The following is a 26,161-nucleotide window of genomic DNA, read 5'->3' as shown; positions in this document are numbered from 1 at the left end:
TCACAATTATCTATTTTACAACTAGGTATAAAGTCCTAGATTGTTAGAACTACATTTCTCGCCTTGATATAAGCCTGAAAATAGCAGAATTTCTGTTTTTTCTCCTTTCTTTTCGGCATTTTTGAAACTTTTTGAAGAAAAATGCAAAATTTATTAAAATTATTACATAGAAAGACTTTCAACCCAGGAAATAAAGCTTATTGATTTCCTTTATTTGAAATAAAAAAAGAACCCTCAAAAAGGGTTCTTTTTGTGATTAATGAGATTTTAGATTTTCTAATTCAATTAAGAATTTGTTGTTTAGTACCTTGATATAAGTACCTTTCATTCCTAATGATCTAGACTCGATAACACCGGCGCTCTCCAGCTTTCTGAGTGCGTTCACAATAACAGAACGGGTAATGCCGACACGGTCAGCAATTTTACTTGCAACAAGAAGACCTTCGTTTCCGTCAAGCTCCTCAAAAATGTGCTCAATTGCTTCAAGCTCACTGTAAGAAAGCGAGCTGATAGCCATTTGTACGACAGCTTTGCTTCTTGCTTCCTCTTCAATTTCTTCTGCTTTTTCTCTTAGGATTTCCATTCCGACAACTGTTGCGCCGTATTCAGCTAGAATTAAGTCATCGTCATTGAATTGATCTTGTAAACGTGAAAGAATAAGTGTTCCTAATCTTTCCCCGCCTCCGATGATCGGCACAATTGTTGTTAAACCAGCTTGAAACAGGTCTCTGTTCTCAACAGGGAAAGCAGTATATTCACTATTAATATCCAAGTTAGAAGATGTTTCAGGGACATTAAACAGATTCTTCGTATATTCTTCAGGGAATTGACGATCCTCAAGCATTTTTTTCATACGATCATTTTCAATTTGCTGGTTAATAGAATACCCAAGGAGTTTCCCTCTGCGGCTTACAACGAAAATATTGGAATCAATTACATCCCGCAGCGTCTCCGCCATTTCCTTGAAGTTTACCGGTTTCCCTGCCGCAGCTTGCAGCATGGAGTTAATAATTCTTGTTTTTTGTAATAAAGCCATGATAAATAATCCTCCTAAACATTCCTCATATTAAATTTTTCACAATATAAATTGACTTAAATCTTTGTTTTTGGCTATCGTTCCGAGCTTTTCTTCGACATACTGTGGTGTAATCGTTATTTTCTCCATCGTTACATCTGGAGCTTCAAACGACAAATCTTCTAATAGGCGTTCAAGTATTGTATGAAGGCGTCTCGCACCGATATTATCTGTGTCCTGGTTCACATGATAAGCAACTTCAGCAATCTTATGAATAGCTTCGTCAGAAAATTCAAGAGATATACCTTCTGTCTGCAATAATGCCTGATATTGTTTCAGCAGCGCATTATCCGGCTCAACCAAAATTCTCACGAAGTCGTCTACCGTAAGTTTGTTCAGTTCTACACGAATCGGGAAACGCCCCTGCAGCTCAGGAATCAAATCAGACGGTTTGGCCATATGAAACGCTCCTGCTGCAATAAATAATACATGGTCTGTTTTTACAGAACCATATTTTGTGACAACAGTAGAACCCTCAACAATCGGAAGGATATCCCGCTGAACGCCTTCTCTTGAAACATCGGCAGAAGAAGATGCACCGCCGTTCTTTGCGATTTTATCAATCTCATCAATAAAGATAATCCCGCTCTCTTCTGCTCTCTGAACAGCTTCCTGGCCGACTTCATCCATATCGATGAGTTTGCTTGCTTCTTCATTCGTCAGGACTTTTCTGGCTTCTCTGACTGTCATTTTGCGCCGTTTCTTTTTCTTTGGCATTAATCCGCTCAGCGCATCCTGCATGTTCATACCCATCTGCTCCATACCCGAGCCCTGCAGCATGTCAAACATAGAAGGCTGCTGCTCTTCGACTTCTACTGTTACATAGTAGTCTTCGAGCTCTCCTAAAGCCAGCTGATGCGCCATTCGTTTTCTTTTTTCTTCGATGTTTGCTTCTTCCTGGCTCTCCGCCTCATCTTCACCAATCGGCTGGCTGCCTCCAAAAAACATTTCAAACGGATTTTTAACGCCAGATTGTTTTTTCTTCCCGGGAACTAACAGACGAACAATGCGTTTGTTTGCATTTTCTTCTGCCTGTTCCTTTACTTCATCCATTTTCTCTTCTTTGATAAGCCGAACAGAAGTCTCCACAAGATCTCTGACCATTGATTCAACATCTCTGCCTACATAGCCGACTTCGGTAAATTTAGTAGCTTCAATTTTGATAAATGGCGCACCTGAAAGCTTAGCGATTCGTCTGGCAATTTCAGTTTTCCCGACGCCGGTAGGACCCATCATTAAAATGTTTTTCGGAACGACCTCGTCCTTCAGCTTTTCATCCAGAAGACTTCTTCTATAGCGGTTTCTTAATGCCACGGCGACAGCTTTTTTCGCATTTTGCTGACCGACAATATATTGGTCTAACCGATCTACAATCTGTCTAGGAGTTAACGGTTTTTTTTCCATGCGCCTCAAGTCCTTTCTATTCAAGCTCTTCCAGTATGATTTGATCGTTCGTGTAAACACAAATTTCGCCTGCTGTTTCTAACGCGGCTCTGGCAATCTCACTTGCAGACATGCTTTCCCCGGCATGCTTTTTCAGTGCTCTTCCCGCTGCCAAAGCGTAATTGCCTCCTGATCCAATCGCGAGAATGCCGTCATCTGGTTCGATCACCTCGCCTGTTCCCGATACGAGAAGCAAAGTATCCTGATTCATAACAATCAGCATGGCTTCGAGCTTTCTTAGCACTTTATCACTGCGCCATTCCTTTGCAAGCTCAACAGCCGCCCGTTTTAAGTTGCCGTTATATTCTTCAAGCTTAGCTTCAAACTTTTCGAATAAAGTAAAAGCGTCTGCAACAGATCCCGCAAAACCAGCAAGAACTTTGCCGTTAAACAGTTTTCTCACTTTCCGTGCCGTGTGTTTCATGACAACAGCCTGACCAAATGTTACTTGGCCGTCTCCGGACATAGCGCTTCGTCCTTTATGCTGTACGGCAAATATTGTGGTCGCATGAAAAGATGACATAAAGGGCCTCCTTTAATTTTTCTTAAATGCTCTTGGATGGTGAGACATATATGTGTTTCTCAACATTTCCTTCGAAACGTGCGTGTATATCTGTGTAGAAGACAGATTGGAATGCCCGAGCAGTTCTTGAACGCTTCTCAAATCCGCTCCTTCATTTAACAGATGCGTGGCGAACGTATGTCGAAGCATATGCGGATGGATATGTAAAGTGCTTGACGCTTTTTGAACAAGCCCGCTTAAAATATGTCTGATGCCACGGGCTGTAAGCGGTCCGCCTCTTTGATTTACGAATAATAGATCATGAGGTTCTTTTGCCTTCATCAGCAAGCACTGTCTTCCGCTATTCATGTATACCTTCAACGCTTCGCGGGCATAAGACCCAAAGGGGATATAGCGCTGCTTCTTGCCTTTACCGTGAACAAGCACAGTGTCCATAAATAAATCAACGTCGTTAATAGTTATGGAACAGCATTCACTGACCCTCATTCCAGTGGCATAGAGCAGCTCTAACAGCGCTTGATCCCTCATTCCGGCCGGCTGGCTTATATCTGAAACTTCAAACAGCTCCTCAAGCTCTTTTTGATATAGAAACTTCGGTATCCGTTTCTCCTGTTTTGGCAGATGAACAAGCTGAAACGGATTTTCTTCAATAAGCTTTTCCCGCATCAGAAACTTATAAAAGCTTCTTAATGCAGATATCTTTTTGCTTATTGTTCTTCTCGATAAACCTTTTTCATAGGCTTCTGTCAAAAAAATCCTAGTATCTTGATATGCAGCTTCTTCAAATCCATTTATACCTTGAACGCGCAGGAAAGTCTCGAATTCTTCAATTGAATCCACATAATTCACAATAGTATATTGTGAATAATTTTTTTCAATTTGTAAATATTCAACGAATAACTTTACGAAATTCTTAACATTCTCCATGCCTAATACCTCCCCAGGAAGGGCTTTTAAATGGTATCACAAATCGCGCTCAGGTTGCAATCAATACCTATATTGTTTTCGAAATTGTTTGAATTGTTTCAATCGCACGGTTCGCGTATTGTTCATTTCGTTCTTTTTTATTTTTAATTTTAACTGGCAATTCTTTCAAAAGCCCAAAGTTTGCATTCATCGGCTGGAAGTTCTTCTGGTTTGTTGTTGTAATATAATGTGCCATACTGCCAATTGCTGTTTCCTGAGGGAAGATCACAAGCTCTTCTCCCAATACAAGCTTCGCCGCATTAATGCCTGCTACAAGTCCTGAGGCAGCTGATTCCACATATCCTTCTACTCCCGTCATTTGGCCTGCAAAGAACAGATCACTGCGGTTTTTAAATTGATAAGTCGGCTTTAACAGGCTTGGAGAGTTAATAAATGTGTTTCTATGCATCACGCCATATCTGACGATTTCTACATTTTCAAGCCCTGGAATCAACTTGAGAACTTCCTTTTGGTCTCCCCATTTTAAATGTGTCTGGAATCCTACAATATTATAAAGTGTTCCCGCAGCATCATCCTGTCTGAGCTGAACGACGGCATAAGGGCGTTTTCCTGTAACAGGATGCTCTAGACCAACCGGTTTCATCGGACCGAAAAGCATTGTTTTCTTACCCCGTTTTGCCATGACTTCAATCGGCATGCAGCCTTCAAAGAAAATCTCTTTTTCAAATTCTTTTAACGGCACTGTTTCTGCTGATGTTAATGCTTCATGAAAACGGTCAAACTCTTCTTCTGTCATCGGGCAGTTCAAATATGCTGCTTCACCTTTATCATAACGGGATTTCAGATACACTTTATCCATATCAAGGCTGTCTTTTTCTACAATCGGCGCCGCTGCGTCATAAAAATATAAATAGTCCTCTCCAGTCAGCTCCTTCAGCTGGGCAGACAGCGATTCTGATGTTAACGGACCCGTTGCGATGATAGTGGGGCCTTCAGGAATTTCAGTCACTTCTTCATTAATAACGGTTACGTTTGGATGATTTTTCACCCGATTTGTCACACTTGCGGCAAATTCATGACGGTCTACTGCAAGAGCGCCCCCGGCAGGCACCGAACATTCGTCAGCCGCCGCGATAATGGCTGAATCAAGTGCACGCATTTCTTCCTTTAATACACCGACAGCGTTAGCAAGTGTATTAGAGCGAAGAGAGTTGCTGCAGACAAGCTCGGCAAATTTATCTGTATGGTGCGCAGGCGTTTGTTTAACTGGCCGCATTTCATACAATTTGACTTGAATCCCCCGTTTGGCAAGCTGCCATGCTGCTTCACTTCCTGCGAGTCCGGCTCCGATTACATTCACTGTTTGTTGGTTCATCTTTCACATCTCCTAGTTTATTATTCAAGGTCTTCTTTTAACACACAAAGAAGGTGAGCAAGACCCTGCTCACCGCTACTTCTGTGGTTCTTCCTTATAATCGCATTCCACGCATTGGACTTGTATGCCTTTTTTGAGTTTTTTCTCGACGAGCATTTTTCCGCATTTCGGGCATTTTCGTTCAATTGGTTTGTCCCATGATACGAATTCACAGTCCGGATAACGGTCACAGCCGTAAAACACCCGTTTCTTTTTCGATTTTCGCTCAACAATGTTTCCTTCTCCGCAGCTCGGGCACTTCACACCGATTTGTTTCACAATCGGTTTCGTGTTCCGGCAGTCAGGGAAGTTGGAGCAAGCTAAGAATTTACCGTACCGTCCCATTTTATATACCATTGGAGAACTGCACAATTCACAATCCTCTCCAGCATACTCTGGTTCAATCTCAACTTCCTTCATTTCCGATTCGGCTTTTTTGACGCGTTTTTCAAAATCGGTGTAGAAATTATCGATAATCTTGACCCATTCGGTATTTCCTTCTTCAACATGATCAAGATCTCTCTCCATTTTAGCTGTAAACTCAACGTTAATGATCTCGGGGAAAAACTCCATGATCAAGTCAAGAACGATCTGACCTAATTCAGTCGGAACGAAACGTTTATTATCCAATGCCACGTAGCCGCGCCGCTGAATAGTATCAAGTGTCGGAGCATATGTGGATGGACGGCCGATACCGCGTTCTTCAAGGGTTTTAACAAGCCGGGCCTCAGTATATCGCGGAGGCGGCTGGGTAAAATGCTGCTCAGGTTCTATATCTTTTGATAATACCGTGTCGCCTTCTTGTAAGTCAGGCAGCATCCGGTCTTTTTCTTCCATTTGGTCGTCTTTTCCTTCAACATAAACCTTCATAAACCCGGAAAACTTGACTTTACTTCCATTTGCACGAAATGTCAAACCATTGTTTGTCAGGTCGACACTCATTGTATCGAGAACAGCCGGTGCCATTTGGCTGGCAACAAAACGCTCCCAAATTAATTTATACAGTCTCATTTGGTCTCTGCCGAGGACTGCTTTTAATTCACTTGGTTTTCTAAGAACTGATGTCGGCCGAATTGCTTCGTGGGCATCCTGGGCATTTTCATTCTTTTTCGCAGGCTTCCGTTTTCCGCCTAGGAACTCTTTTCCATAAGTCTGATCAATAAATGCAGCTGCTTCATCAACAGCCGTATTTGAAATACGGGTTGAATCCGTTCTCATATACGTGATCAGACCAACCGTTCCTTCTCTTCCTAAATCAATTCCTTCATATAATTGCTGTGCAATCATCATCGTTTTCTTCGCTCTGAAATTGAGCTTGCGAGCCGCTTCCTGCTGCAGGGTAGAAGTGGTAAAAGGCAAAGCGGGATTACGTTTGCGTTCCTTTTTGGTTACTTTTTCAACTGTATATTGATTCCCTTTGAGCTGAGAAAGAATCTCTTTTACATCAGCTTCACTATTTAAAGGAAGTTTTTTGCCGTTTTTCCCGAAAAAGCTCGCTTCAAAGGTTTCTTGACCTTTTAAGAACGTACCGTCAATTGTCCAATATTCCTCGGGCTTAAAGTCGTTAATCTCTTTTTCACGGTCAATAATCAAACGGAGGGCAACGGATTGCACGCGTCCTGCGCTAAGCCCTTTTTTGACTTTTTTCCATAAGATTGGACTGATTTTATATCCGACAAGCCTGTCTAAAATACGTCTCGCTTGCTGTGCATCCACTAAATCCATATTGATCATGCGTGGATGCTTAAACGATTCCTTAATAGCGTCTTTTGTAATTTCGTTAAACACCACACGGCAGTCTGAGTTGAGATCTAAATCAAGACTGTGTGCCAAATGCCATGCAATCGCTTCCCCTTCTCTGTCGGGGTCGGCTGCGAGATACACTTTTTTGGCTTTTTTCGCAGCCGTTTTCAGCTCTTTTAATACCGGGCCTTTACCTCGAATGGTAATATATTTCGGTTCAAAATTCTGTTCTATGTCAACTCCCATTTGACTTTTTGGAAGATCCCGGACATGTCCCATTGATGCTTTTACTTTATATTTTTTACCTAAGTAACGTTCAATCGTTTTCGCCTTAGCGGGCGATTCCACGATGACTAGATAATCAGACATTTTCATCCCCCTCAAGAGGTGTTCTCTCTCTTTTCAAGATATTTCAATTTTATTTTTGCAGCTGTCTTTATTTGGCTTTCAACATTTCATTCTTTATCATGAACGTCATTAATTAAATAGAAAACAATATGCAACTTTAAATCCTCACTATTATTAAATATTACAATACCGTTTGTCAAACGATAATTCAAAAGGGTTCCGTATATTGAACGTTTCTCTCAGGAAGTTCCTCGAAAATATCCTCTGCTGACCATATGGCTTTAGCCCCCTGCTGGATCAGTTTTATAGGACCTCCGGCGTAAGGGTCAAATAATGAACCGGGTACGGCAAATACCTCTCTCCCTTGTTCCAATGCTTGATAGGCAGTAATCAGCGAACCGCTTTTTTCTTTGCCCTGAACGACAATAACGCCTTCACTTAGTCCGCTGATAATACGGTTTCTCATAGGGAAATGCCATTTTTGGGGTTTCGTTTCAGGTGGGTGCTCTGACAGCAGGATATGGTGTTTAGCCATGTGATCTGCTAACTGAAGGTTTTCTCGGGGATAAATGTGTTGAAATCCGCCTGCAATGACGCCAATTGTCCGCCCCTTCGCCTTAATACTTGCAGCATGGGACATTCCGTCTATCCCAGACGCCAGTCCGCTGACAATCACCCAACCTTTACGACAGATCTCTTTTGTAAGATGATTGACAACTTGTTTCCCATAAGCTGTTGGATTTCTTGTGCCTACAATTCCAATTTTTCTCCCTTTCGAAAGAAGAGTCATATCACCTTTTGCAAACAGTACGGCAGGGGGATCATAAATGCTTTTAAGCCAGAAAGGATATTGCTTTGAAGAAATAGGGATGGTGTTAATGCCTTGCTCACGATAAGCAGCAAGTACACGCGGGAGCTTTGGATAAAATTGTTCTATTTCGTTTTTTAATGCAGCTGCTTTTATTTGATCACGAGTAACCGTTTGTAACACGGGTGATGTCAGCGACATAGACGGATCGGCTTTCCACCATTTTAATAGAAGGGATGGGGATAATAATTGATTGATTCTGCAAATCGTTAGGCAGACAGCGGCCTGATCCAATAGATTGACCTCCTTTTGTTAGAAAAAGCAGGAACAGCCTTGACGGCTGTCCCTTTTTTATTAATGCGTTTTACAAGTTTCGAACAAGTTCTTCTCTTTCAGCACCTTGATTAAGGTTTCACCCATGACAGAAGGTGTCTCTGCAACTTCGATTCCGCATGCATTAAGGGTTTTGATTTTTTCATCAGCTGTCCCTTTTCCGCCGGAAATAATGGCGCCTGCATGCCCCATGCGCTTCCCAGGAGGTGCTGTTTTACCGCCGATAAAACCGACTACCGGTTTTGTCATGTTGGCTTTTACCCACTCTGCCGCTTCCTCTTCGGCAGTACCGCCGATTTCGCCAATCATGATGACTGCGTGTGTGTCAGGATCTTCGTTAAACGCTTTTAAAACGTCAATAAAGTTTGTTCCATTTACAGGGTCGCCGCCGATTCCAACAGCTGTAGATTGCCCTACACCCGCTTCTGAGAGCTGGTGCACCGCTTCGTATGTTAATGTTCCTGAACGTGATACAACGCCTACATGACCCTTTTTATGGATGTATCCGGGCATAATGCCGATTTTACATTCTTCAGGCGTAATGACACCAGGACAGTTCGGCCCTATCAGTCTCGTTTTCTTGCCTTCCATGAAGCGTTTGACCTTCACCATATCCAAAACCGGGATATGTTCTGTGATACAAATCACGAGATCAAGCTCCGCATCTACCGCTTCCATAATCGCATCAGCTGCAAACGGTGCGGGCACATATATAACAGACGCGTTAGCGCCGGTCGTTTGAACTGCTTCAGCCACTGTATTAAATACAGGAACACCTTCCGCTTCTGTTCCGCCTTTTCCAGGTGTTACACCGCCAACGATATTTGTGCCGTATTCAAGCATCTGCTTCGTATGAAATAAAGCGGTAGAACCTGTAATCCCTTGCACAATAACTCTTGTATCTTTATTAATGAAAACACTCATTATTTGGTCCCCTGCCTTTCATTCTTTCTTAAACTAAGGATACGATTTTCTGCGCGCCGTCAGCCATTGATTCCGCAGATGTAATGTTTAATCCTGATTCACTAAGGATTTTCTTCCCTAGATCCACGTTTGTGCCTTCAAGACGGACGACAAGCGGCAATGTCAAACCAACTTGTCTAGTCGCTTCAACAACCCCTTCTGCGATGACATCACATTTCATAATGCCGCCGAAAATGTTGACAAAAATCCCTTTAACGTTTTGATCAGAAAGAATGATTTTAAATGCTTCCGTGACTTTTTCAGCGGTTGCACCGCCGCCCACATCAAGAAAGTTGGCCGGTTCTCCTCCATAATGCTTGATAATATCCATCGTGGACATTGCAAGCCCCGCGCCGTTTACCATACAGCCGATATTTCCATCAAGGGAAATGTAGCTTAGATCATATTTGGACGCTTCAATTTCTTTCGGATCTTCTTCATCCAAATCTCTGTATTCCATAATGTCCTTTTGTCGGTACAACGCATTGCTGTCAAAATTCAATTTTGCATCAAGCGCCATCACATTTCCGTCGCCGGTAACAACAAGCGGATTGATTTCGGCGATTGAGCAGTCTTTCTCAACAAACGCTTTATATAGTCCAAGCATAAATTTAGCAGCTTTTCCCACGAGCTCTTTTGGAATATTAATAGCGAATGCAATTTCTCTGGCTTGATAGCCTTGAAGGCCGACAGCCGGATCAATGACAGCTTTTTTGATTTTTTCCGGTGTTTTCTCCGCAACCTCTTCAATTTCCGTTCCGCCTTCTTCAGAAGCCATCAAAACGATTCTTGAAGTGGCGCGGTCAAGCACTAGACCGATGTAATATTCTTTTTTAATATCGCAGCCTTCTTCAATAAGTAAGCGTTTTATTACTTGGCCGTCCGGACCCGTCTGATGTGTAACTAGGGTCTTCCCTAATAGTTCTTCGGCATACGCTTTTACTTCGTCTAATGATTTTGCTATTTTTACCCCACCAGCTTTGCCTCGACCGCCAGCATGAATTTGAGCCTTTACGACATAAACCGAGCTGGATAAGCTCTTTGCACTCTCAACTGCTTCTTCTGCTGTAAAAGCCACTTTACCTTCAGGAACAGATACCCCATATTTTCTGAGGACTTCTTTTCCCTGGTACTCATGGATATTCATTTCCCATCCTCCTAACTTATGTAACAAAACTAAAATAGACTGCGCTTTCATTCTATAATAATACTGGAAGAATTGTCTACAGTTCGATGCAAAATCTTTTAATCCTTCTAAACATTCAAACTTTTACTTTATTAAAAACATAAATTTCAAAGGAGGATGGGGAATATTTTAGCTATTTTTTGTTTTTTACGCTTTCGTCCAATTTGTAAATGAATGAAAAAATCTCGGCTACCGTTTCATAAAGAGCTTCAGGAATTTGATCATCTACCGTCAAATGGCGCATTAATTCGACAAGGGTCCGATCTTCTTGAATCGGGACCCCTGCTTTTTTCGCTTCTTTGATAATGTTGTCAGCTACATGGCCCTTCCCTGTGGCAATCACTCTCGGCGCCTTGTCTTTTTGTTCGTCATAATGGAGAGCAACAGCTTTTCTGATCGGTGTCTGCTCTTTCATATTTTCACATCCACTTCCTGATCACTGATACTTGTTATATATTGATCGATTGAAGCCTTTTCTTCGGTGTGAACCCTTTTTTTAGCGTTTACCCCTGAAAGGCTGTACCCCATTTCCTTTAGCCCCTGTTTAAGCGCGGGCACCATCGGATCGATCGCAGCCTGCAGCTCGAAATCAGTCTCTATTGTAATGGTCATGACTTTTTGCTGTACCAAGCAATCAACGACGGTTTCTTTTAGTGTATCAAGCTGCAGCAAAAACAAAAGGCGGCAATGGGAAGGATCAAGCTTTCCATCCGCTTCTTTCTTTCCTTTAAACAGAACAGTCATGTCCTGAACCCCTGACTTCGAAAACATCGGAAATGACATTACAATTTGGCTGTATGATGGATGGTCCTGCTGCATGAAAAGCTGGCCATTTAATTTATGAAAAAGCTGATCGGCTTCTTGTTTGACTGGTTCGGCTACCTCATGCGATGCTCTTAAGGCAGAAAGAGCCAGCTTGATGGATTGCATTTCGCCAGATGTGACTGCGCTTCCTTGTTCAAACGCTTTAATGAACGCAACCTCGTCCCTTGCGCCGATTGCCATTTTCACTTTGGATAAGAAAGAAAGAACATCTGCCTTATCCGCCAAATGGGGTGCTGTCTGCTGAACAGCCTTTAAAAAGACTTCGGCTTCCTGGTCTGTGACTTGTGCCGCCTGTAAAACTGCTGAAGCTGCAAGTGACTTACTATCACCCGATGAAGCAGCCGCTTTAATCCAATTTGCTGCTTCTTTCACAATTTGGAGACTGTTTTTTTCAGCAGATTCCGTCAGCTTCACCAGCAGCTGGCGGGCTTCTTTAATTGGAATGTCTGCTGCTGTTTTAACAGGCTCTTCTTGTATGCTTCCCTGTTCTGCTGTGTGATTTGCAATCGGCAGGCTGGCTTTTCCGGGGGAGCCAGCTGGTGTGCTAAGCTCCCTGCTTCCAGCTGTATTCGCCGGAAAAGGTGCTTTCGTATTGTCGGTTAAAGAAATAAGCTTATCAATCAGCCGTTCTGCATGGACATCGATTTCACTATTTAAAAGCGCCGTAACTGCTTCCTTTAGCTTTGACATCATTTGGCTCTGCTGAGGGTTTTGGTCGATTGCCTGTAGCAGCTGGGATACGTGCTGATGCAACGGAACAGGCGATTTCACAGCGTGAACACCATTCAAAATCTCGGAGTGAATGGGAAGATCACGCTTTAAAGCGAAGAGAACCGTTTCAACTGCTTTTTTTGTGTCTTGCGAAGGCAGCGTGTCCATCCAGCGGACAGCTGTTTTGATATCATTTTCTGTTACGGGTGTTTTGCTCTTCAGCATCGCTCCTGTCATCATGAGAGCTGCGTTTGACGTCTTCACTGACATGGCATTTAAAAGCTTGCCAGCTGCATCCTGAATGGTTTTAGGATTTTGATCAAAGCTTTGAACGACCTGAAGACGGCCTGTTTGCTCTGCCGTTTTTTTTTCGTAGGAAAACCAATAGTATGCCTGAGGACGAAGCTGGGTTTCAAGTTTTCCCTGAACAGTTTGATTGCCGACTTGGATCAGGGCATGCTGATCTCCTAGTAAACGAAGCACTTTTCCTAAGAGGAGACGCTTCTCCCCGTTTAGCGCTTCGTTTACTTTTGATGTAACCTGCGGGTCGGCTGTACGCCCGAAAAGGTGCTGCAGCGCCTTTTGCACATCATTTCGTATGTTCATTTTAAAAAGGTGCCTCCTTGTCCATGGTGATTTATCTGAAAGATTGAACAGGAGCGAAAGTTTTGCGGTGCAATTCAGTTGGGCCGTATGCAGCGAGAGCTTCCAAATGTTCTTTTGTCCCATAGCCTTTATTTTTTTCAAAGCCGTACATGGGATACGTTTCAGCATAAGCGCTCATCATTCGGTCCCTCGTCACTTTTGCGATACACGCACCTGCCGCAATAGACACGCTTTTGGCATCGCCTTTTATAATTGACGCCTGAGCCGTGTCGAGCGGAAGTGTCATTGCGTCAACAAGCAAATAATCAGGTGTATCCGACAAATCCTGTATCGCTTTCACCATTGCCATTTTTGAAGCTTCATATATATTGATCTCATCAATCACAGTAGCTTCTACAATTCCTATCCCGACCGCCAGTGCTTCCTTCATAATAAGCTCGTAATATTCCTCGCGTTTTTTCTCTGAAAGCTTTTTGGAGTCTGTCAGTCCAAGTATTTCACATTCCTCTGGAAGGATGACTGCGCTGGCGACAACTGGTCCTGCCAATGGCCCCCGGCCGACCTCGTCAACACCTGCCATCAAGCGAAATCCCTTGTTTCTTGCCAGCCTTTCATAGGAAGTCATATTCACCCATTGTTCTTTCAGCGCTTTTTCTTTCGCTTGCTTTTTAAGCCATTGCTCTACAAGCGTTTGAACGCTTTTTCTCGGGTCGTTTTCGCATTGGGCAATGAATGGGTCTTGTGCATCCTTCACTTCCCGCAAACGGTCTTTAATGTCCTTTACGGTTAATGTATTCACTTTCTCTTCTCCCTTACTGTATGTATCGGTTCAGCCAAGAAAAAATAAAGACCCGCATTTCTGCGCGCCTTTACATCGTCGGCTGTTCAAATGACAGCCTGCCGAACTTTTCAGTGCGAATATCGCGAATGATGACTTCAGTCGTCTTATCGTAGTTAATGAGCCCACCGCTCATGAGACAGCCCCGCTTTTCACCTATTGCATCAAACAGCTCGGCAATGTCCTCTGGGATCTCGTCAAGGCCATAACGCTCTTTAAGCCGTTCTGGGTAATGTTCTTCGAGAAAACGAAGACCAAACACGGCCACGTCCTGCAAATTGATAATCGAGTCTTTAATAGCCCCGGTGACTGCCAGTCTCAAACCGACAAGTTCATCCTCAAATTTAGGCCACAAAATTCCCGGTGTATCTAATAGCTCTAATTCTTTCCCAACTTTGACCCACTGTTGAGAAGTCGTAATACCAGGTCTGTCTCCCGTTTTTGCTATGTTTTTCTTTGCAAGCCGGTTGATGAGTGTTGATTTTCCGACGTTTGGAATGCCGATAATCAAAGCGCGAATCGCTCTCGGCTTCACACCTTTCGCACGCATCCGGTCAAATTTTTCTTGGAGGATCTCTTTTGATGCAGGCACAATTTGATTTAACCCTTGTCCATTTACAGAATTAATAGACAGAGAGCGGATCCCCTGCTTCTCAAAGTGCTCTTTCCACTGCTGTGTAACTGCCGCATCTGCTTTGTCAGCCTTGTTTAACAGCATAATTCGCGGCTTGTTTTTTAGAATATCTTCAATCATTGGGTTTCTTGATGACATTGGAATTCTGGCATCTACCAATTCATATACGATATCGATTAATTTTAATTTTTCGGTTACTTCCCTTCTTGCTTTTGCCATATGGCCCGGGAACCATTGAATTGTCATGTGACACGAACACCGCCTTTATCTTCAGTATGCATGATTCATTGTTGTCCTTTATGTATTTTACGATGCCTGTCCGGCATTTTCAAATTCTGTATAAAAAAAGAGCTTGTTACAGGTAACAAGCTCTTTTCGTTCGTTATCATTATCGTCTGATCTCTTTAATACGAGCCGCTTTTCCGCGAAGTTCACGCAGGTAGTAAAGTTTAGCACGGCGTACTTTACCGTAACGTACAACTTCGATTTTCGCGATTTTTGGTGTGTGTACAGGGAAAGTACGTTCAACGCCAACACCGTAAGAAATCTTACGAACTGTGAACGTTTCGCTGATTCCACCACCACGACGCTTAATCACAACACCTTCAAAGATCTGGATACGCTCACGGTTACCCTCAACAACTTTAACGTGTACACGTAAAGTGTCACCAGGACGGAACGCAGGAAGATCAGTACGAAGCTGTTCTTTTGTGATATCTTCAATTAGTTTTTGCATCGTTTTCAACTCCTTCCAACAGATGCTCTTGGCCACAAAAACCGGCACAGCGGAACATCGTTTTCAAGCTTGCAGCGGATAAGCCCGCTTAAGCCACAAGTAGTATCTTATCACAATTTCATAGCCTATGCAATAAAATCTATTCTTTTTCCCATTCAGAAATCCACTTTCTTTGCTGCTCTGTAAGCGGGTAGTCTTTCAACAGATCCGGACGTCTTAGGTAGGTCCTTCTGATCGATTCTTTATTCCGCCATTCTTCAATTTTTGCATGGTTTCCTGACAAGAGTGTTTCAGGCACTTTTAAACCTTTGTAATCTGCCGGTCTTGTATAATGCGGGTGCTCTAAAAGTCCGGTGCTGAAGGAATCCTCAATATGGGAAGCCTCTTTGCCCAGTACGCCCGGAAGCAGTCTGACCACACTGTCTGCGATCATCATTGCAGGGAGCTCACCGCCCGTCAGAACAAAGTCGCCAATTGATATTTCATCCGTTACCAAGTGCTCGCGAATGCGTTCATCATAGCCTTCATAGTGGCCGCAAATGAACAGTAAATGCTCTTCCTTTGCTAATTGCTCGGCTTTTTTTTGGGTAAAACGCTCACCTTGCGGGCATACGAGAATAATACGCGGAGCAGCGGCTGCCTTTGATGTCAGGTCCTCGACCGCTTCAAAAACAGGCTGAGGCTTGAGAACCATGCCTGCCCCGCCGCCATAAGGATAATCATCAACAGTATTGTGCTTGTTATCAGAGTACTCCCGGAAATTTACGACTTGAAACTGCACCGCATCTTTTTCCTGGGCTTTTTGAAGAATCGATGAGCCGAGCACGCCTTCAAACATTTCGGGAAACAGCGTCAAAAAATCGATTTTCATTCGTCTATTAACCCTTCCATGAGTTCAATCTCAATTTTCTTTTCCCTGACATCGATATGTTTGACCACTGATTCAATGTAAGGAATGAGTGCGTCTTTTTTTCCTTTTCGTCCGATGACCCAAACGTCATTGGCTCCAGGCGTCAAAATTTCTTTGACCTTTCCGATGAGTTCGCCTTCTTCAGTAAATACTTCACACCCAATAATTTCGTGGAAATAAAATTCACCCTCATTCAGCTCTCCTAATTCTTCTTCAGGAACTTTAATGATTGCGTTTTTCAGCTCTTCTACTTCATTTAGGTTTTGTCTTTCTTTAAACTGCAGGAGATGAAATTGCTTATGCAGTCTATGTGTGTTTACCGTTACCTCCACTGGTTCGTTACGGCCGTCCATAAACAAATACAGCGTGTTTCCCGGCTTGTATCGTTCTTCGGCAAAATCTGTTTTTGAAATCACCCGCACTTCGCCTTTGATTCCGTGGGTATTTACGATTTTGCCTACATTAAACCATCGCTTTGTCATATGATCACCTCTGGCGAATTTCAATTACTTTTCCGTCTTTTATGACGATGGTGTTCGCTGCTGTTTTCTCATGCCAGTCATCCCCGGCTTCAATCGTCAGCAGCGCATCGACTTCCTTTTCTTTCAACTCACTGCCAAGCGGCAATGTATGTACTTGAGCAATTTGAAAATCGATGATTTTCATATCATCTTTTCGCTTTTCTATTGCCTTTTTAAATTGTTCTATCATATCAGGGTTTTGCTGTTCTTTCTCATGTTTTCTAAGCTGAAAATAGAGCTGGCTGCATTCTCGTTCAAGCATTTGTTTCTTTTCGGCAAAAGAAGCTAAAAGCTTTTCTTTACTGCGCTCGGTTAAGACTTGCATAACGGCTACACGGTGAATAATTTGCATCGCACCAAGCTCCCCGCTTTTAAAACTTTTACTCGCCCAGGCTTTTCTATTTTGCCTAAGCTTCTATCAGTTTACCCTTTTTTTGCGTGTAAAAAAAGGGGAGGTGCCGGCCCTCTCCCTTTTAGTCAAATATTTCAAATTGAACTTTCTTAGAAGACTGTGCGCCAGCTGCAAATACAGCTGTTCGAATCGCTTTTGCAGTCCGGCCTTGCTTTCCGATAACTTTACCGGTATCTGACTTATGGACAGATAAGCGCAGCGCAATCTTTTGATCGGTTTCTTCTCTTATGACGCGAATGTCATCTGGATGATCAACAAGCGGCGTCACAATGTGGACAATCAAATCTTCCAAGTGTTGATCAGTCATTACTTGCCTTGTTTAGCGTTGTGGAATTTTTCCATGATTCCTTGGCTAGAGAACAAGTTGCGAACTGTATCAGATGGTTTCGCTCCAGTTTGAAGCCATTTAAGAGCAAGCTCTTCGTCAATTTTTACTTCCGCTGGTTTTGCAACCGGGTTGTAAGTTCCGACTGTTTCGATGAAACGGCCGTCACGTGGTGAACGAGAATCTGCTACAACAATACGATAGAAAGGAGATTTTTTTGCTCCCATACGTTTTAAACGAATTTTTACTGCCATTTTACTAGCACCTCCGAAAATATTTCAACAAGATAGTATATTAACAATGATAAAAGTGTTTGTAAAGTGTTTTTTCTTAACAACGGTTTTATCATGTATAACCGATTACATAAAAGGTAGCTTAAACCCTTTTTTCTTGCCTTTTGACATGTTTGTCATCTGCTTCATCATTTTTTTCATTTCATCAAACTGCTTAAGCAGACGGTTGACTTCCTGTACGGATGTCCCGCTTCCTTTTGCAATCCGCTTCCGCCGGCTGGCATTGATAATATCCGGCTGTTCTTTTTCAAGAACAGTCATTGATTTAATGATTGCTTCCACATGATTCAGCTGTTTTTCATCAACTTGGATGTTTTTCAGGCCTTTCATTTTACCTGCACCCGGCATCATTTGCAGAAGCTCATCAAGCGGCCCCATGTTTCTGACTTGCCCGAGCTGCTCCAGAAAATCGTCCAATGTGAAGCTCATCGTTCTCATTTTTTGTTCCAGCTCTTTGGCTTTGTCTTCATCAACGCTGGCCTGTGCTTTTTCAATCAATGTCAGCACGTCGCCCATGCCGAGAATCCTTGATGCCATGCGTTCAGGGTGGAACGGCTCTAACGCATCAAGCTTTTCGCCCAAACCTGCGAACTTAATTGGCGTGTTTGTGACAGCGCGAATAGAAAGCGCAGCTCCGCCGCGTGTGTCTCCATCCAGCTTAGTTAACACAACACCGGTTAAACCGAGCTGTTCATTAAAGCTTTTGGCAACATTCACAGCGTCCTGACCGGTCATTGAATCGACAACCAGGAAAATTTCTTCCGGATTCGCGATTTCTTTGACGTTGGTCAGTTCATCCATCAGTTCATGGTCGATATGCAAGCGCCCTGCCGTATCCAAAATGACATAGTCATAATGTTCTTCCTTGGCTTTCTCAATAGCCTGTTTAGCTATTTCTACAGGACTGACCTGATCGCCAAGAGAGAAAACAGGCATATCAAGCTGTTTGCCGAGTGTTTCCAGCTGCTTAATTGCGGCTGGGCGGTAAATATCGGCAGCAACCAGCATCGGTTTGCGATTATGCTTTTTGCGCAGCAGATTCGCAAGCTTACCGCTTGTTGTCGTTTTACCGGCACCTTGGAGACCGACCATCATAATAACAGTCGGCGGCCTTTTTGCGACGGCGATTTTGCTCTCTTCGCCGCCCATCAGCTCAGTCAGTTCCTCTTTAACAACTTTAATGACCTGCTGGCCGGGCGTCAGACTTTTCATGACGTCTTGGCCTACAGCGCGTTCACTTACTTTTTTGACAAAATCTTTGACTACTTTAAAGTTAACGTCAGCCTCAAGCAGCGCAAGACGAACCTCACGCATCATATCTTTTACATCTTGTTCGCTGACTTTCCCTTTTCCGCGGATTTTAGAAATCGTCTGCTGCAGTCGGTCGGCTAATCCTTCAAATGCCATAGTTTGCCGCCTCCTAATCTAATTTCTCAAGCGCTTCAATCAGAGCTGTAATTTCTTCCTCTTCTTTTGAACCGGAAGCAAGCTCCTTCAGCTTATTAAACATCTCTTTACGCTCCTGAAACTTTTTCAAAAGGAGCAGCTTTTCTTCATATTGTTCAAGCATCGCTTCTGTTCGTTTGATGTTATCATAAACAGCTTGTCTTGAAACCTCATATTCTTCGGCTATTTCGCCTAGGGAGAAATCGTCCAAATAATAAAGCGACATATAGCTCTTCTGTTTTGACGTCAACAACGACTGATAAAAATCAAACAGATAATTCATTCTCGTTGTCTTTTCGAGTGACATTTGAGCTCTCCCCTTTGTTAAGTCAAATCCCTTTACGATAACTTAGTTTACACGGTTTTATTGACACTGTCAAGTTTTTATCTTGTCAAAGCATGCTGCTCTTTTTGCATAATAAATTCATTCGGTTTTTTCAGAAAAATTCATATAGACCGCCGTTAAAATACTCAAATTCTTGTTTAGATACTCGATAGCGACAATAGCCTTCGTAAAAAGCATTGAGAAATGCTTCATTTGTGACAAAATTTCTGATCGCTAATGATTCATCATATCGCGGGTCTCCCGCCGATATTCCCGCAGCATCAATAAACAGATAGACCTCTCCGTCTTTCACCAGCACATTATCAGTTGTGCAGTCACCGTGAATCATTGTCTGCTGAACAGGAACAGGCCTGTGCTCGTCCAATTCCTTCAAAAGCCCTGCGCTGCCTTCAGCTTGTCCTTTTTCGACATATTCACCGGCTCGTTTGATTTGCAGATCGAGCCAATCTATTTCCGGCTGTAAATCAGGGGCAAGTTCGGTTTCATGCAGACGCTTGAGAAACTGGCCGAAGCTTTTGATCAGCTTTTTCTTTTCAGTATCCCCCTTTGCTTTCCTTAAAGCAGAAGTCAGTGTAATTCCATCTTCAAACGACATGACGATATGGCTGGAATGCTGTTGCTGGATAAACCCATAATAAACAGGGACAGGCAGACGATGAGTTTCGGTAAGCTTTTGTAAAACAAGGGCTTCTCTCCTTAACCATTCCCGATACCTCTGTTGAGAAGAGCTTTTCAACAGAAATGCGCCTTGGCTTGTCACTATTTTTCGAACGGTTGAAGTGCCTCCCTGTTCATCCAACAGCGACATATGTTTTATTGCGCCGATCTTTCTTTCCAATTCAGCTTTCAGCCATTTGTCCAACAATCTGCACCCTCCATTCCGATATATCAATGCGTATAAAAAAACGAGTATAAAACTGTCCATTTTATACTCGCTTTTTATTCATTAATCCTCGGCTTTTTCCACTAAATCTGAAAAGAGTCCGTACACATAGGATTCTGGATCAAATTCCTGAAGATCATCAACTTTTTCTCCTAAACCGACTAGTTTAACCGGGATGTGAAGCTCGTTGCGAATCGCAAGGACGATACCGCCTTTTGCCGTACCGTCAAGCTTCGTTAAAGCAATGCCGGTAACATTTGTTGCTTTAGAGAACTCTTTTGCCTGAGCCATTGCATTTTGGCCGGTCGTGGCATCAAGGGCAAGCAGCACCTCATGCGGAGCTTCAGGAACTTCTCTTTCGATAACACGTTTTACTTTTTCAAGCTCTTTCATGAGATTTACTTTGTTTTGGAGACGACCTGCCGTATCACAAATTAATACATCGGCATTTCTTGCTTTCGCAGCATGAACAGCATCGTAGATGACAGCCGCCGGATCGCTTCCGGCCGTCTGCTTAATGACAGGCACTCCTGTACGCTCTCCCCACACTTCCAGCTGTTCAATGGCTCCCGCTCTGAAGGTGTCTCCGGCGGCAAGTACGACAGATTTTCCTTCTTGTTTCATTTTATAAGCAAGTTTTCCGATCGTTGTTGTTTTCCCGACGCCGTTTACACCTACCAGAAGGATTACGTTTAAACGCCCATCCTGGATGTTCAGTTCTGAAATTTGCTCATCTCCACTGTTATAAATCTCGACCAGTTTCTCAGAAATCACTGACTGGACTTCCTTTGGATCTTGAATATTTCTGCGTTTGACTTCTTTTTTCAGCTCATCTATTAATTCCATAACGGTTGTAAAACCGACATCCGCGCTGATAAGAACCTCTTCAAGCTCTTCGAAGAAATCCTCATCCACTTTACGGTAACGGGATACAAGATCATTCACTTTGTTTTGAAAGGAGTTTCTTGTTTTCTCAAGGCCATCCTTAAACTTTTCAGATACGGAATCTGTCTGTTTTGTGATTTTCTCTTTTAATTTTTTAAAAAAGCTCATCTTTTAACCTCTTTCCTCGTTACTGAACGAATTCTTTTGTTTCTTCCAGCTTAACGGAGATTACCTTGGAAACACCGGATTCCTGCATGGTTACGCCATAAAGCACATCCGCTTCCTCCATCGTTCCTTTTCTGTGGGTAATCACAATAAACTGGGTATCACTGCTGTATTTTTTTAAATACTGCGCAAATCGGAACACATTCGCTTCGTCGAGCGCAGCCTCTACTTCGTCAAGGACGCAAAACGGCACTGGACGAACCTTTAGGATTGAGAATAAGAGCGCTATAGCAGTAAGCGCACGCTCTCCGCCTGACAGGAGATTTAAGTTTTGCAGCTTTTTCCCCGGCGGCTGAGCGATAATCTCGACTCCTGAATGAAGCAGATCGTTAGGATCGGTGAGCCTCAGTTCAGCTCGCCCTCCTCCGAATAAGGAGCGGAAAACTTGATCAAAGTGTGAGCGGATTTGGACGAATGTGTCGTTAAAGCGCTTCGTCATTTCTTCATCCATTTCTTCAATCACTTGGAACAAGGTATTTTTCGCTTCTGTTAAATCTTCTTTTTGTTCCGACAGAAACTTGTACCGTTCGTTGACCCTCTCAAACTCATCTATGCTTCCGAGGTTCACGGTACCCAGCTCTTCAATTGCGAGTTTAATCAGCTTCACGCGCTTTCTGGCTTCCTCTGGATCAGTTTCAAGCTGATATTTCTCTTTTGCCCCTTCAAAGGACAAGCTGTATTCCTCCCGTAAGTACTGGAGTAAATTATCAAGCTCGACTTCCATCCGTCCGAGTTTGACTTCTTCGTCTTTTAAGAGCGTTGTTTTTTGTTTATACAGACGTTTCATTTCTTTCAGCTCACGCTCATACGTATCAAGCCCATGCTGAAGCTTGATGCGCTGATCGCGCCTTAATGCAATCAGTTCGATCGTTTTCGTTTTGTCATTCAATTTATGTTTTGCTGCTTCTTCCAGCTTTTCTTCGCCGCTGGTGCTAGATGACATCTCTGACGTTAAGAAGCTTAAGTCTTCTTTTGCTTCTTTTAACGCAAGCTCTGTTTCAGTGAGCTCTTTCTTTAATCTGGCAAGGTTGTCCTCTTCCCCCTTGCAAGCCTGCTCTTTTTTGGCCTCAGCGATCTTCAGCTCAGTCAGCTCGTTGGAGAGAGACTCTTTCGTTGAGGATTGCGTTTGTTTTTGTTTTGTCAGTTTGTCTATTTCCTCTTCAAGCTGTTTCATCTTTTCAGATACGGCAGAGAGCTCTTCTTCAAGCTTGCGTTTGCGCGCTTTTTTCTCTTCATCGCTTTCAGACAGAGCAGATTTTTCTTGGTCATAGAGCTCTAAATGGGTATTGATATTTTTCTCGGCAACTTGAAGTTCGTACAGCTGGCCTTTCACATCCTGCTGCTTTAACCTTAAGCCTTCCCCGGTTTCTCTTAAGTCAGCCAGTTTTTTCTCCATATCCTGAATGGAGTGCTTAAGGGTTTTGACCTCTTGTTCAAGCAGTGCTGTTTTCTCTTCCATTTCAGCGAGCCGTTTCGTCACATCTTCTAGCTCCCGGCTTCTTCCGAGGAGGGAGTTATTTTTCTTTTTAACCGCGCCGCCCGTCATTGAACCACCGGGGTTCACAACATCTCCCTCAAGGGTTACGATGCGGTACCGGTGCCCGAGAAGCTTCGCAAGCTCGTTTGCACCCTTTAAGTCCTCTGTGATCAGAACGGTTCCAAGAAGATTCTGGATGACGCTTCGATACGCAGGATCAAATGTGACAAGTTCACTGGCAACCCCGAGAAATGATGAATGCCGGGCGGCTGTTTCCGCGTCACGGCTTTGAAGCTGGCGGTCTCTAATAACAGAAAGAGGCAGAAACGTCGCCCGGCCGAAGGAATTCTGCTTTAAATATTGAATCGCTTTTCGGGCAGATTGTTCATCGTCGGTCACGACGTGTTGAGCAGAAGCGCCGAGCGCTATTTCAATGGCCGTTTCATACTTCTGTTCTGTAGAAATCAGCTCAAGAACCGCTCCGCGAATTCCGCCAAGGCGCTCTTTCGCTTTCAGCACTTCTTTAACACCTTGATAAAAGCCGGAGAAATCTCCCTGCATCGTCTCAAGCATGTCCTTTTTTGATCTCGCTTGCTGAACGTATTGGTATGCCTGATACAGAGCGGATTCATTTTTTTCGTATTGGCGCTTTTTCTGCTCATATTTTGTCTGCATATCACGATATGCACCGACTTGACTGTGAATCTCCTGCTCAATTCGGGCAAATTCCGTTTCACATGCGGCTTTACGCGCAGAAATATCACGCCGTTCCTGCAGGTGCTTTTCATTGTTGTCCGCGAGTCTCTGCAATGTGACAGCGGATTGGGACATCTGGTCATCAAGAAGCTGGAGTTCGTTGCGTATCGAAGCCTGGCTGTTTAACAGCTCAAAATAATCACTTTTCAGCTGCTCGATTTTCTCTTCGACATTTTCATTGTGAAGACTGAGAGCCTGCTGTTTTTCTTTTACTTGCGCCCTTAACTGCTTCACCTCAGCCTGAAGCGTTTCGAAGACAGCTTCCTGCTTCGAAAGCTCTTCTTTCAGAACCGTTTCTTTTTGCTGAAACTGAACGATGGCTTCTTCAAGCTGTTCTTGGTTTTGCACAGCGTTTTTCTTTCGTTCTTTCAGGACTTCTTTACGGCCTTCAAGCTTTTCAAGCTCCTCACTAGTTACCAGTAAAACTTGCTGGAGCTCATCTACTGACTCATCAAGCGCTTGTATTTTGTCCCTTGTATCCTCAATCTTTGCTTCTTTCGCAGAAATAGCAGACGATTCAGCAAGCTCTTCTTCTTTTGCCATCTGCACTTTCTCTTTAAGAGTCGACCATTTACCATGCAGCTCTTCGATATCATAGGCAGTCAGCGCAATTTCAACATGCTCCAGCTCTTTCTTTTTCTCAAGGTAGTCTTTCGCTATTGAAGCTTGAATTTTAAGAGGTTCAACCTGCCCTTCAAGCTCATGTAATATATCTTCTACCCGATTTAGATTGTCCTGTGTCTCAAACAGTTTATTTTCTGCTTTTTTCTTTCTCGTTTTATATTTAAGCACCCCGGCCGCTTCTTCAAAGATACTGCGGCGATCCTCCGCTTTGCTGCTCAGGATCTCTTCCACTTTCCCTTGGCTGATAATAGAAAATGCTTCTTTACCAAGGCCAGAGTCCATAAATAAATCAATAATATCCTTCAAGCGGCACGGCTGATTGTTAATCAGAAACTCACTCTCACCTGATCTGTACACACGTCTTGTGACACTCACCTCGTGGAAGTCAATTGGCAAGAAATGATCATCATTATCAAGAGTAAGCGTAACTTCAGCTAGATTTAATCGCTTTCTTGAATCACTCCCGGCAAAAATGATGTCTTCCATTTTTCCGCCGCGAAGAGAGCGTGCCGATTGTTCGCCGAGAACCCAGCGAATGGCATCAGTGATGTTGCTTTTTCCGCTTCCGTTCGGCCCGACAACTGCTGTCACGCCTTTAACAAAGTCTACGGAAATCCGTTCTGCAAATGATTTAAATCCTATAACGTCTAAACGTTTGAGGAACATAGCGATCCTCCTTATGTAATAAGTATTTCAATTCTATCATAAACATTGGTGAAATAAGACGGCATACATACTGAAATCCCCCTGAGTCATAAGGGGGATTTTATTGTTTCGTATGGTGTTTTTGCAATTTAGCTAAAGCTTCCTGAGCAGCGTGCTGTTCGGCTTCTTTCTTTGAACGGCCGTTTCCGACTCCGAGTGGTTCACCTTTTAGAGATACGATGGCTTCAAATTCACGGTTGTGCGCAGGTCCTTTTTCGTTGGAGATTTTATACTCCAGAGAGCCTTTGCCGTCCCGCTGCACGTATTCCTGCAGCTGGCTTTTGAAATCCATCACATGAGAAAAAGCACCATCGTTAATTTTAGGGAACACATAAACTTTTAAGAAACTTTCGACCGGCTCTAATCCCTGGTCAAGGTACAAGGCTCCGATAAATGCCTCAAAAACATCCGCCAATAGAGCAGGACGCTTTCTTCCGCCTGTCATTTCCTCGCCTTTACCCAACAGGACAAGATCGCCGAATGACAGCTCGTGAGCCAATGAAACGAGAGACGGTTCGCAAACAATTGCGGCTCTCAATTTCGTCAAATCTCCTTCACTCATAGCCGGGTATTTGGCAAATAAGAATCTGGAGATCGTCAGTTCCAAAACAGCGTCACCTAAAAATTCAAGCCTTTCATTATCTTCATACGGCTTTTTCCGATGCTCATTCACATAAGATGAATGTGTAAATGCTTGATACAAAAGCTTTTCATTTTGAAAGTGAACCGAAATCCGTTCTTGAAACTCTTTAAATTGTTCTACTTTTTTATAGAACTTTTTTTTATCTTTATAATGTGAGTGTTTTGACATAGTAACCTCCATAGGCACATCAGGTTCACCGCGCTTCTCTGACTAAACCGGATACAGCGCGCGTAAAAGCGGCATGCTGTAATAACTGCACGAATAAAGGGCTAAAGCCCCGCGTTTCGGCGGGACTTTTAGCATCAGCTTATTGCTGGTTTTGTATGTAGTTCACAGCGTCGCCGACTGTTGCAATCTTTTCAGCATCTTCGTCAGAAATCTCCATATCAAACTCGTCTTCAAGTTCCATAACAAGCTCAACTACATCTAGGGAATCAGCACCTAAGTCTTCCTTGAAAGAAGCTTCAAGTTTGACGTCTGCTTCATCAACGCCAAGGCGATCTACGATGATTTTCGTTACACGCTCTAATGTGTCTGCCATAGCAATTCACCTCCCCTCAAGTATTATAGTGGATTCGTTTTTAAAAAACTAGAGAA

General features: G+C 43.3%; 26 protein-coding genes. All 26 read right to left on the bottom strand.

The features are described from left to right. Window positions 1-256 precede the first annotated feature (256 nt). The 26 genes from codY to acpP all read right to left on the bottom strand — a co-directional run bounded on the left by codY (window position 257) and on the right by acpP (window position 26,105). Complete coding sequence (gene codY, locus NSQ09_RS14630) at window positions 257-1,036, bottom strand: GTP-sensing pleiotropic transcriptional regulator CodY (protein ID WP_003220850.1); 780 nt, start codon at window positions 1,034-1,036, stop codon at window positions 257-259. A gap of 39 nt (window positions 1,037-1,075) precedes the next feature. Continuing rightward, entirely contained in the window at window positions 1,076-2,479 is a 1,404-nt protein-coding gene (gene hslU, locus NSQ09_RS14625; protein WP_041335959.1) for an HslU--HslV peptidase ATPase subunit, read from the bottom strand. A 16-nt stretch (window positions 2,480-2,495) separates the two neighbouring features. Further along, window positions 2,496-3,041: an ATP-dependent protease subunit ClpQ gene (gene clpQ, locus NSQ09_RS14620; protein WP_003238555.1), complete on the bottom strand. Its 546-nt coding sequence runs from the start codon at window positions 3,039-3,041 to the stop codon at window positions 2,496-2,498. Between the two features lie 12 nt (window positions 3,042-3,053). Then, window positions 3,054-3,968, bottom strand: a complete 915-nt coding sequence (gene xerC, locus NSQ09_RS14615; protein ID WP_003231988.1) for a tyrosine recombinase XerC — start codon at window positions 3,966-3,968, stop codon at window positions 3,054-3,056. Window positions 3,969-4,035: 67 nt separating this feature from the next. Further along, window positions 4,036-5,343 (bottom strand): FADH(2)-oxidizing methylenetetrahydrofolate--tRNA-(uracil(54)-C(5))-methyltransferase TrmFO, encoded by a 1,308-nt coding sequence (gene trmFO / locus NSQ09_RS14610; protein ID WP_003244725.1) that lies wholly within the window; start codon window positions 5,341-5,343, stop codon window positions 4,036-4,038. A gap of 75 nt (window positions 5,344-5,418) precedes the next feature. Next, window positions 5,419-7,494: a type I DNA topoisomerase gene (gene topA, locus NSQ09_RS14605; RefSeq protein ID WP_003245599.1), complete on the bottom strand. Its 2,076-nt coding sequence runs from the start codon at window positions 7,492-7,494 to the stop codon at window positions 5,419-5,421. A 187-nt stretch (window positions 7,495-7,681) separates the two neighbouring features. Continuing rightward, entirely contained in the window at window positions 7,682-8,575 is an 894-nt protein-coding gene (gene dprA, locus NSQ09_RS14600; protein WP_003245871.1) for a DNA-processing protein DprA, read from the bottom strand. A gap of 60 nt (window positions 8,576-8,635) precedes the next feature. Continuing rightward, window positions 8,636-9,538: a succinate--CoA ligase subunit alpha gene (gene sucD / locus NSQ09_RS14595; RefSeq protein ID WP_003238566.1), complete on the bottom strand. Its 903-nt coding sequence runs from the start codon at window positions 9,536-9,538 to the stop codon at window positions 8,636-8,638. A 28-nt stretch (window positions 9,539-9,566) separates the two neighbouring features. Then, window positions 9,567-10,724 (bottom strand): ADP-forming succinate--CoA ligase subunit beta, encoded by a 1,158-nt coding sequence (gene sucC / locus NSQ09_RS14590; RefSeq protein ID WP_003244732.1) that lies wholly within the window; start codon window positions 10,722-10,724, stop codon window positions 9,567-9,569. Window positions 10,725-10,896: 172 nt separating this feature from the next. Then, on the bottom strand, window positions 10,897-11,178 hold the full coding sequence (locus NSQ09_RS14585) for a FlhB-like flagellar biosynthesis protein (RefSeq protein ID WP_003232001.1): 282 nt from the start codon (window positions 11,176-11,178) through the stop codon (window positions 10,897-10,899). Continuing rightward, on the bottom strand, window positions 11,175-12,905 hold the full coding sequence (locus tag NSQ09_RS14580) for a hypothetical protein (protein ID WP_341031830.1): 1,731 nt from the start codon (window positions 12,903-12,905) through the stop codon (window positions 11,175-11,177). The genes NSQ09_RS14585 and NSQ09_RS14580 overlap by 4 nt, the downstream gene beginning before the upstream one ends. Window positions 12,906-12,936: 31 nt before the next feature. Then, entirely contained in the window at window positions 12,937-13,704 is a 768-nt protein-coding gene (rnhB, locus tag NSQ09_RS14575; RefSeq protein ID WP_341031828.1) for a ribonuclease HII, read from the bottom strand. Between the two features lie 70 nt (window positions 13,705-13,774). Next, complete coding sequence (gene ylqF, locus NSQ09_RS14570; RefSeq protein WP_003232007.1) at window positions 13,775-14,623, bottom strand: ribosome biogenesis GTPase YlqF; 849 nt, start codon at window positions 14,621-14,623, stop codon at window positions 13,775-13,777. Window positions 14,624-14,765: 142 nt separating this feature from the next. After that, window positions 14,766-15,113 (bottom strand): 50S ribosomal protein L19, encoded by a 348-nt coding sequence (gene rplS, locus NSQ09_RS14565; protein ID WP_003220825.1) that lies wholly within the window; start codon window positions 15,111-15,113, stop codon window positions 14,766-14,768. Between the two features lie 139 nt (window positions 15,114-15,252). Next, entirely contained in the window at window positions 15,253-15,984 is a 732-nt protein-coding gene (trmD, locus tag NSQ09_RS14560) for a tRNA (guanosine(37)-N1)-methyltransferase TrmD (protein ID WP_017694861.1), read from the bottom strand. Next, window positions 15,981-16,505, bottom strand: a complete 525-nt coding sequence (gene rimM, locus NSQ09_RS14555) for a ribosome maturation factor RimM (protein WP_003232013.1) — start codon at window positions 16,503-16,505, stop codon at window positions 15,981-15,983. Before rimM ends, trmD begins: the two co-directional genes overlap by 4 nt. A gap of 4 nt (window positions 16,506-16,509) precedes the next feature. After that, window positions 16,510-16,896, bottom strand: coding sequence for a YlqD family protein (locus NSQ09_RS14550; protein ID WP_015715875.1), 387 nt, complete (start codon window positions 16,894-16,896; stop codon window positions 16,510-16,512). A gap of 121 nt (window positions 16,897-17,017) precedes the next feature. Further along, window positions 17,018-17,263 (bottom strand): KH domain-containing protein, encoded by a 246-nt coding sequence (locus NSQ09_RS14545; RefSeq protein ID WP_014476792.1) that lies wholly within the window; start codon window positions 17,261-17,263, stop codon window positions 17,018-17,020. Beyond that, entirely contained in the window at window positions 17,263-17,535 is a 273-nt protein-coding gene (gene rpsP, locus NSQ09_RS14540) for a 30S ribosomal protein S16 (RefSeq protein ID WP_003220815.1), read from the bottom strand. Before rpsP ends, NSQ09_RS14545 begins: the two co-directional genes overlap by 1 nt. 105 nt (window positions 17,536-17,640) lie before the next feature. Continuing rightward, a complete protein-coding gene (gene ffh, locus NSQ09_RS14535; protein ID WP_014113771.1) occupies window positions 17,641-18,981 on the bottom strand; it encodes a signal recognition particle protein in 1,341 nt (446 codons plus the stop codon). Between the two features lie 13 nt (window positions 18,982-18,994). After that, complete coding sequence (locus NSQ09_RS14530; protein ID WP_003238590.1) at window positions 18,995-19,327, bottom strand: putative DNA-binding protein; 333 nt, start codon at window positions 19,325-19,327, stop codon at window positions 18,995-18,997. 130 nt (window positions 19,328-19,457) lie between these two features. Further along, window positions 19,458-20,228 carry an aminoglycoside phosphotransferase APH(3') gene (locus tag NSQ09_RS14525; protein WP_026113604.1) on the bottom strand — a complete coding sequence of 257 codons (771 nt, stop codon included), beginning with the start codon at window positions 20,226-20,228 and terminating at the stop codon, window positions 19,458-19,460. A gap of 84 nt (window positions 20,229-20,312) precedes the next feature. Beyond that, window positions 20,313-21,302 carry a signal recognition particle-docking protein FtsY gene (gene ftsY / locus NSQ09_RS14520; protein ID WP_017694859.1) on the bottom strand — a complete coding sequence of 330 codons (990 nt, stop codon included), beginning with the start codon at window positions 21,300-21,302 and terminating at the stop codon, window positions 20,313-20,315. Between the two features lie 19 nt (window positions 21,303-21,321). Continuing rightward, window positions 21,322-24,882, bottom strand: coding sequence for a chromosome segregation protein SMC (gene smc, locus NSQ09_RS14515; protein WP_341031824.1), 3,561 nt, complete (start codon window positions 24,880-24,882; stop codon window positions 21,322-21,324). A gap of 100 nt (window positions 24,883-24,982) precedes the next feature. Then, on the bottom strand, window positions 24,983-25,732 hold the full coding sequence (gene rncS, locus NSQ09_RS14510; protein WP_003232030.1) for a ribonuclease III: 750 nt from the start codon (window positions 25,730-25,732) through the stop codon (window positions 24,983-24,985). Window positions 25,733-25,871: 139 nt separating this feature from the next. Beyond that, the gene (gene acpP, locus NSQ09_RS14505) at window positions 25,872-26,105 is read right to left on the bottom strand and encodes an acyl carrier protein (RefSeq protein ID WP_003154310.1); all 234 of its coding nucleotides are present in this window, start codon (window positions 26,103-26,105) and stop codon (window positions 25,872-25,874) included. Between the last annotated feature and the right edge of the window lie 56 nt (window positions 26,106-26,161).

It is taken from the genome of Bacillus sp. FSL W8-1202 (assembly GCF_038006165.1).
In the GTDB taxonomy this organism is placed as follows: Bacteria; Bacillota; Bacilli; order Bacillales; family Bacillaceae; genus Bacillus; species Bacillus subtilis.
The sequence above is the reverse complement of the archived record's forward strand: the minus strand, read 5'-3'. Positions and strand labels throughout refer to the sequence as shown.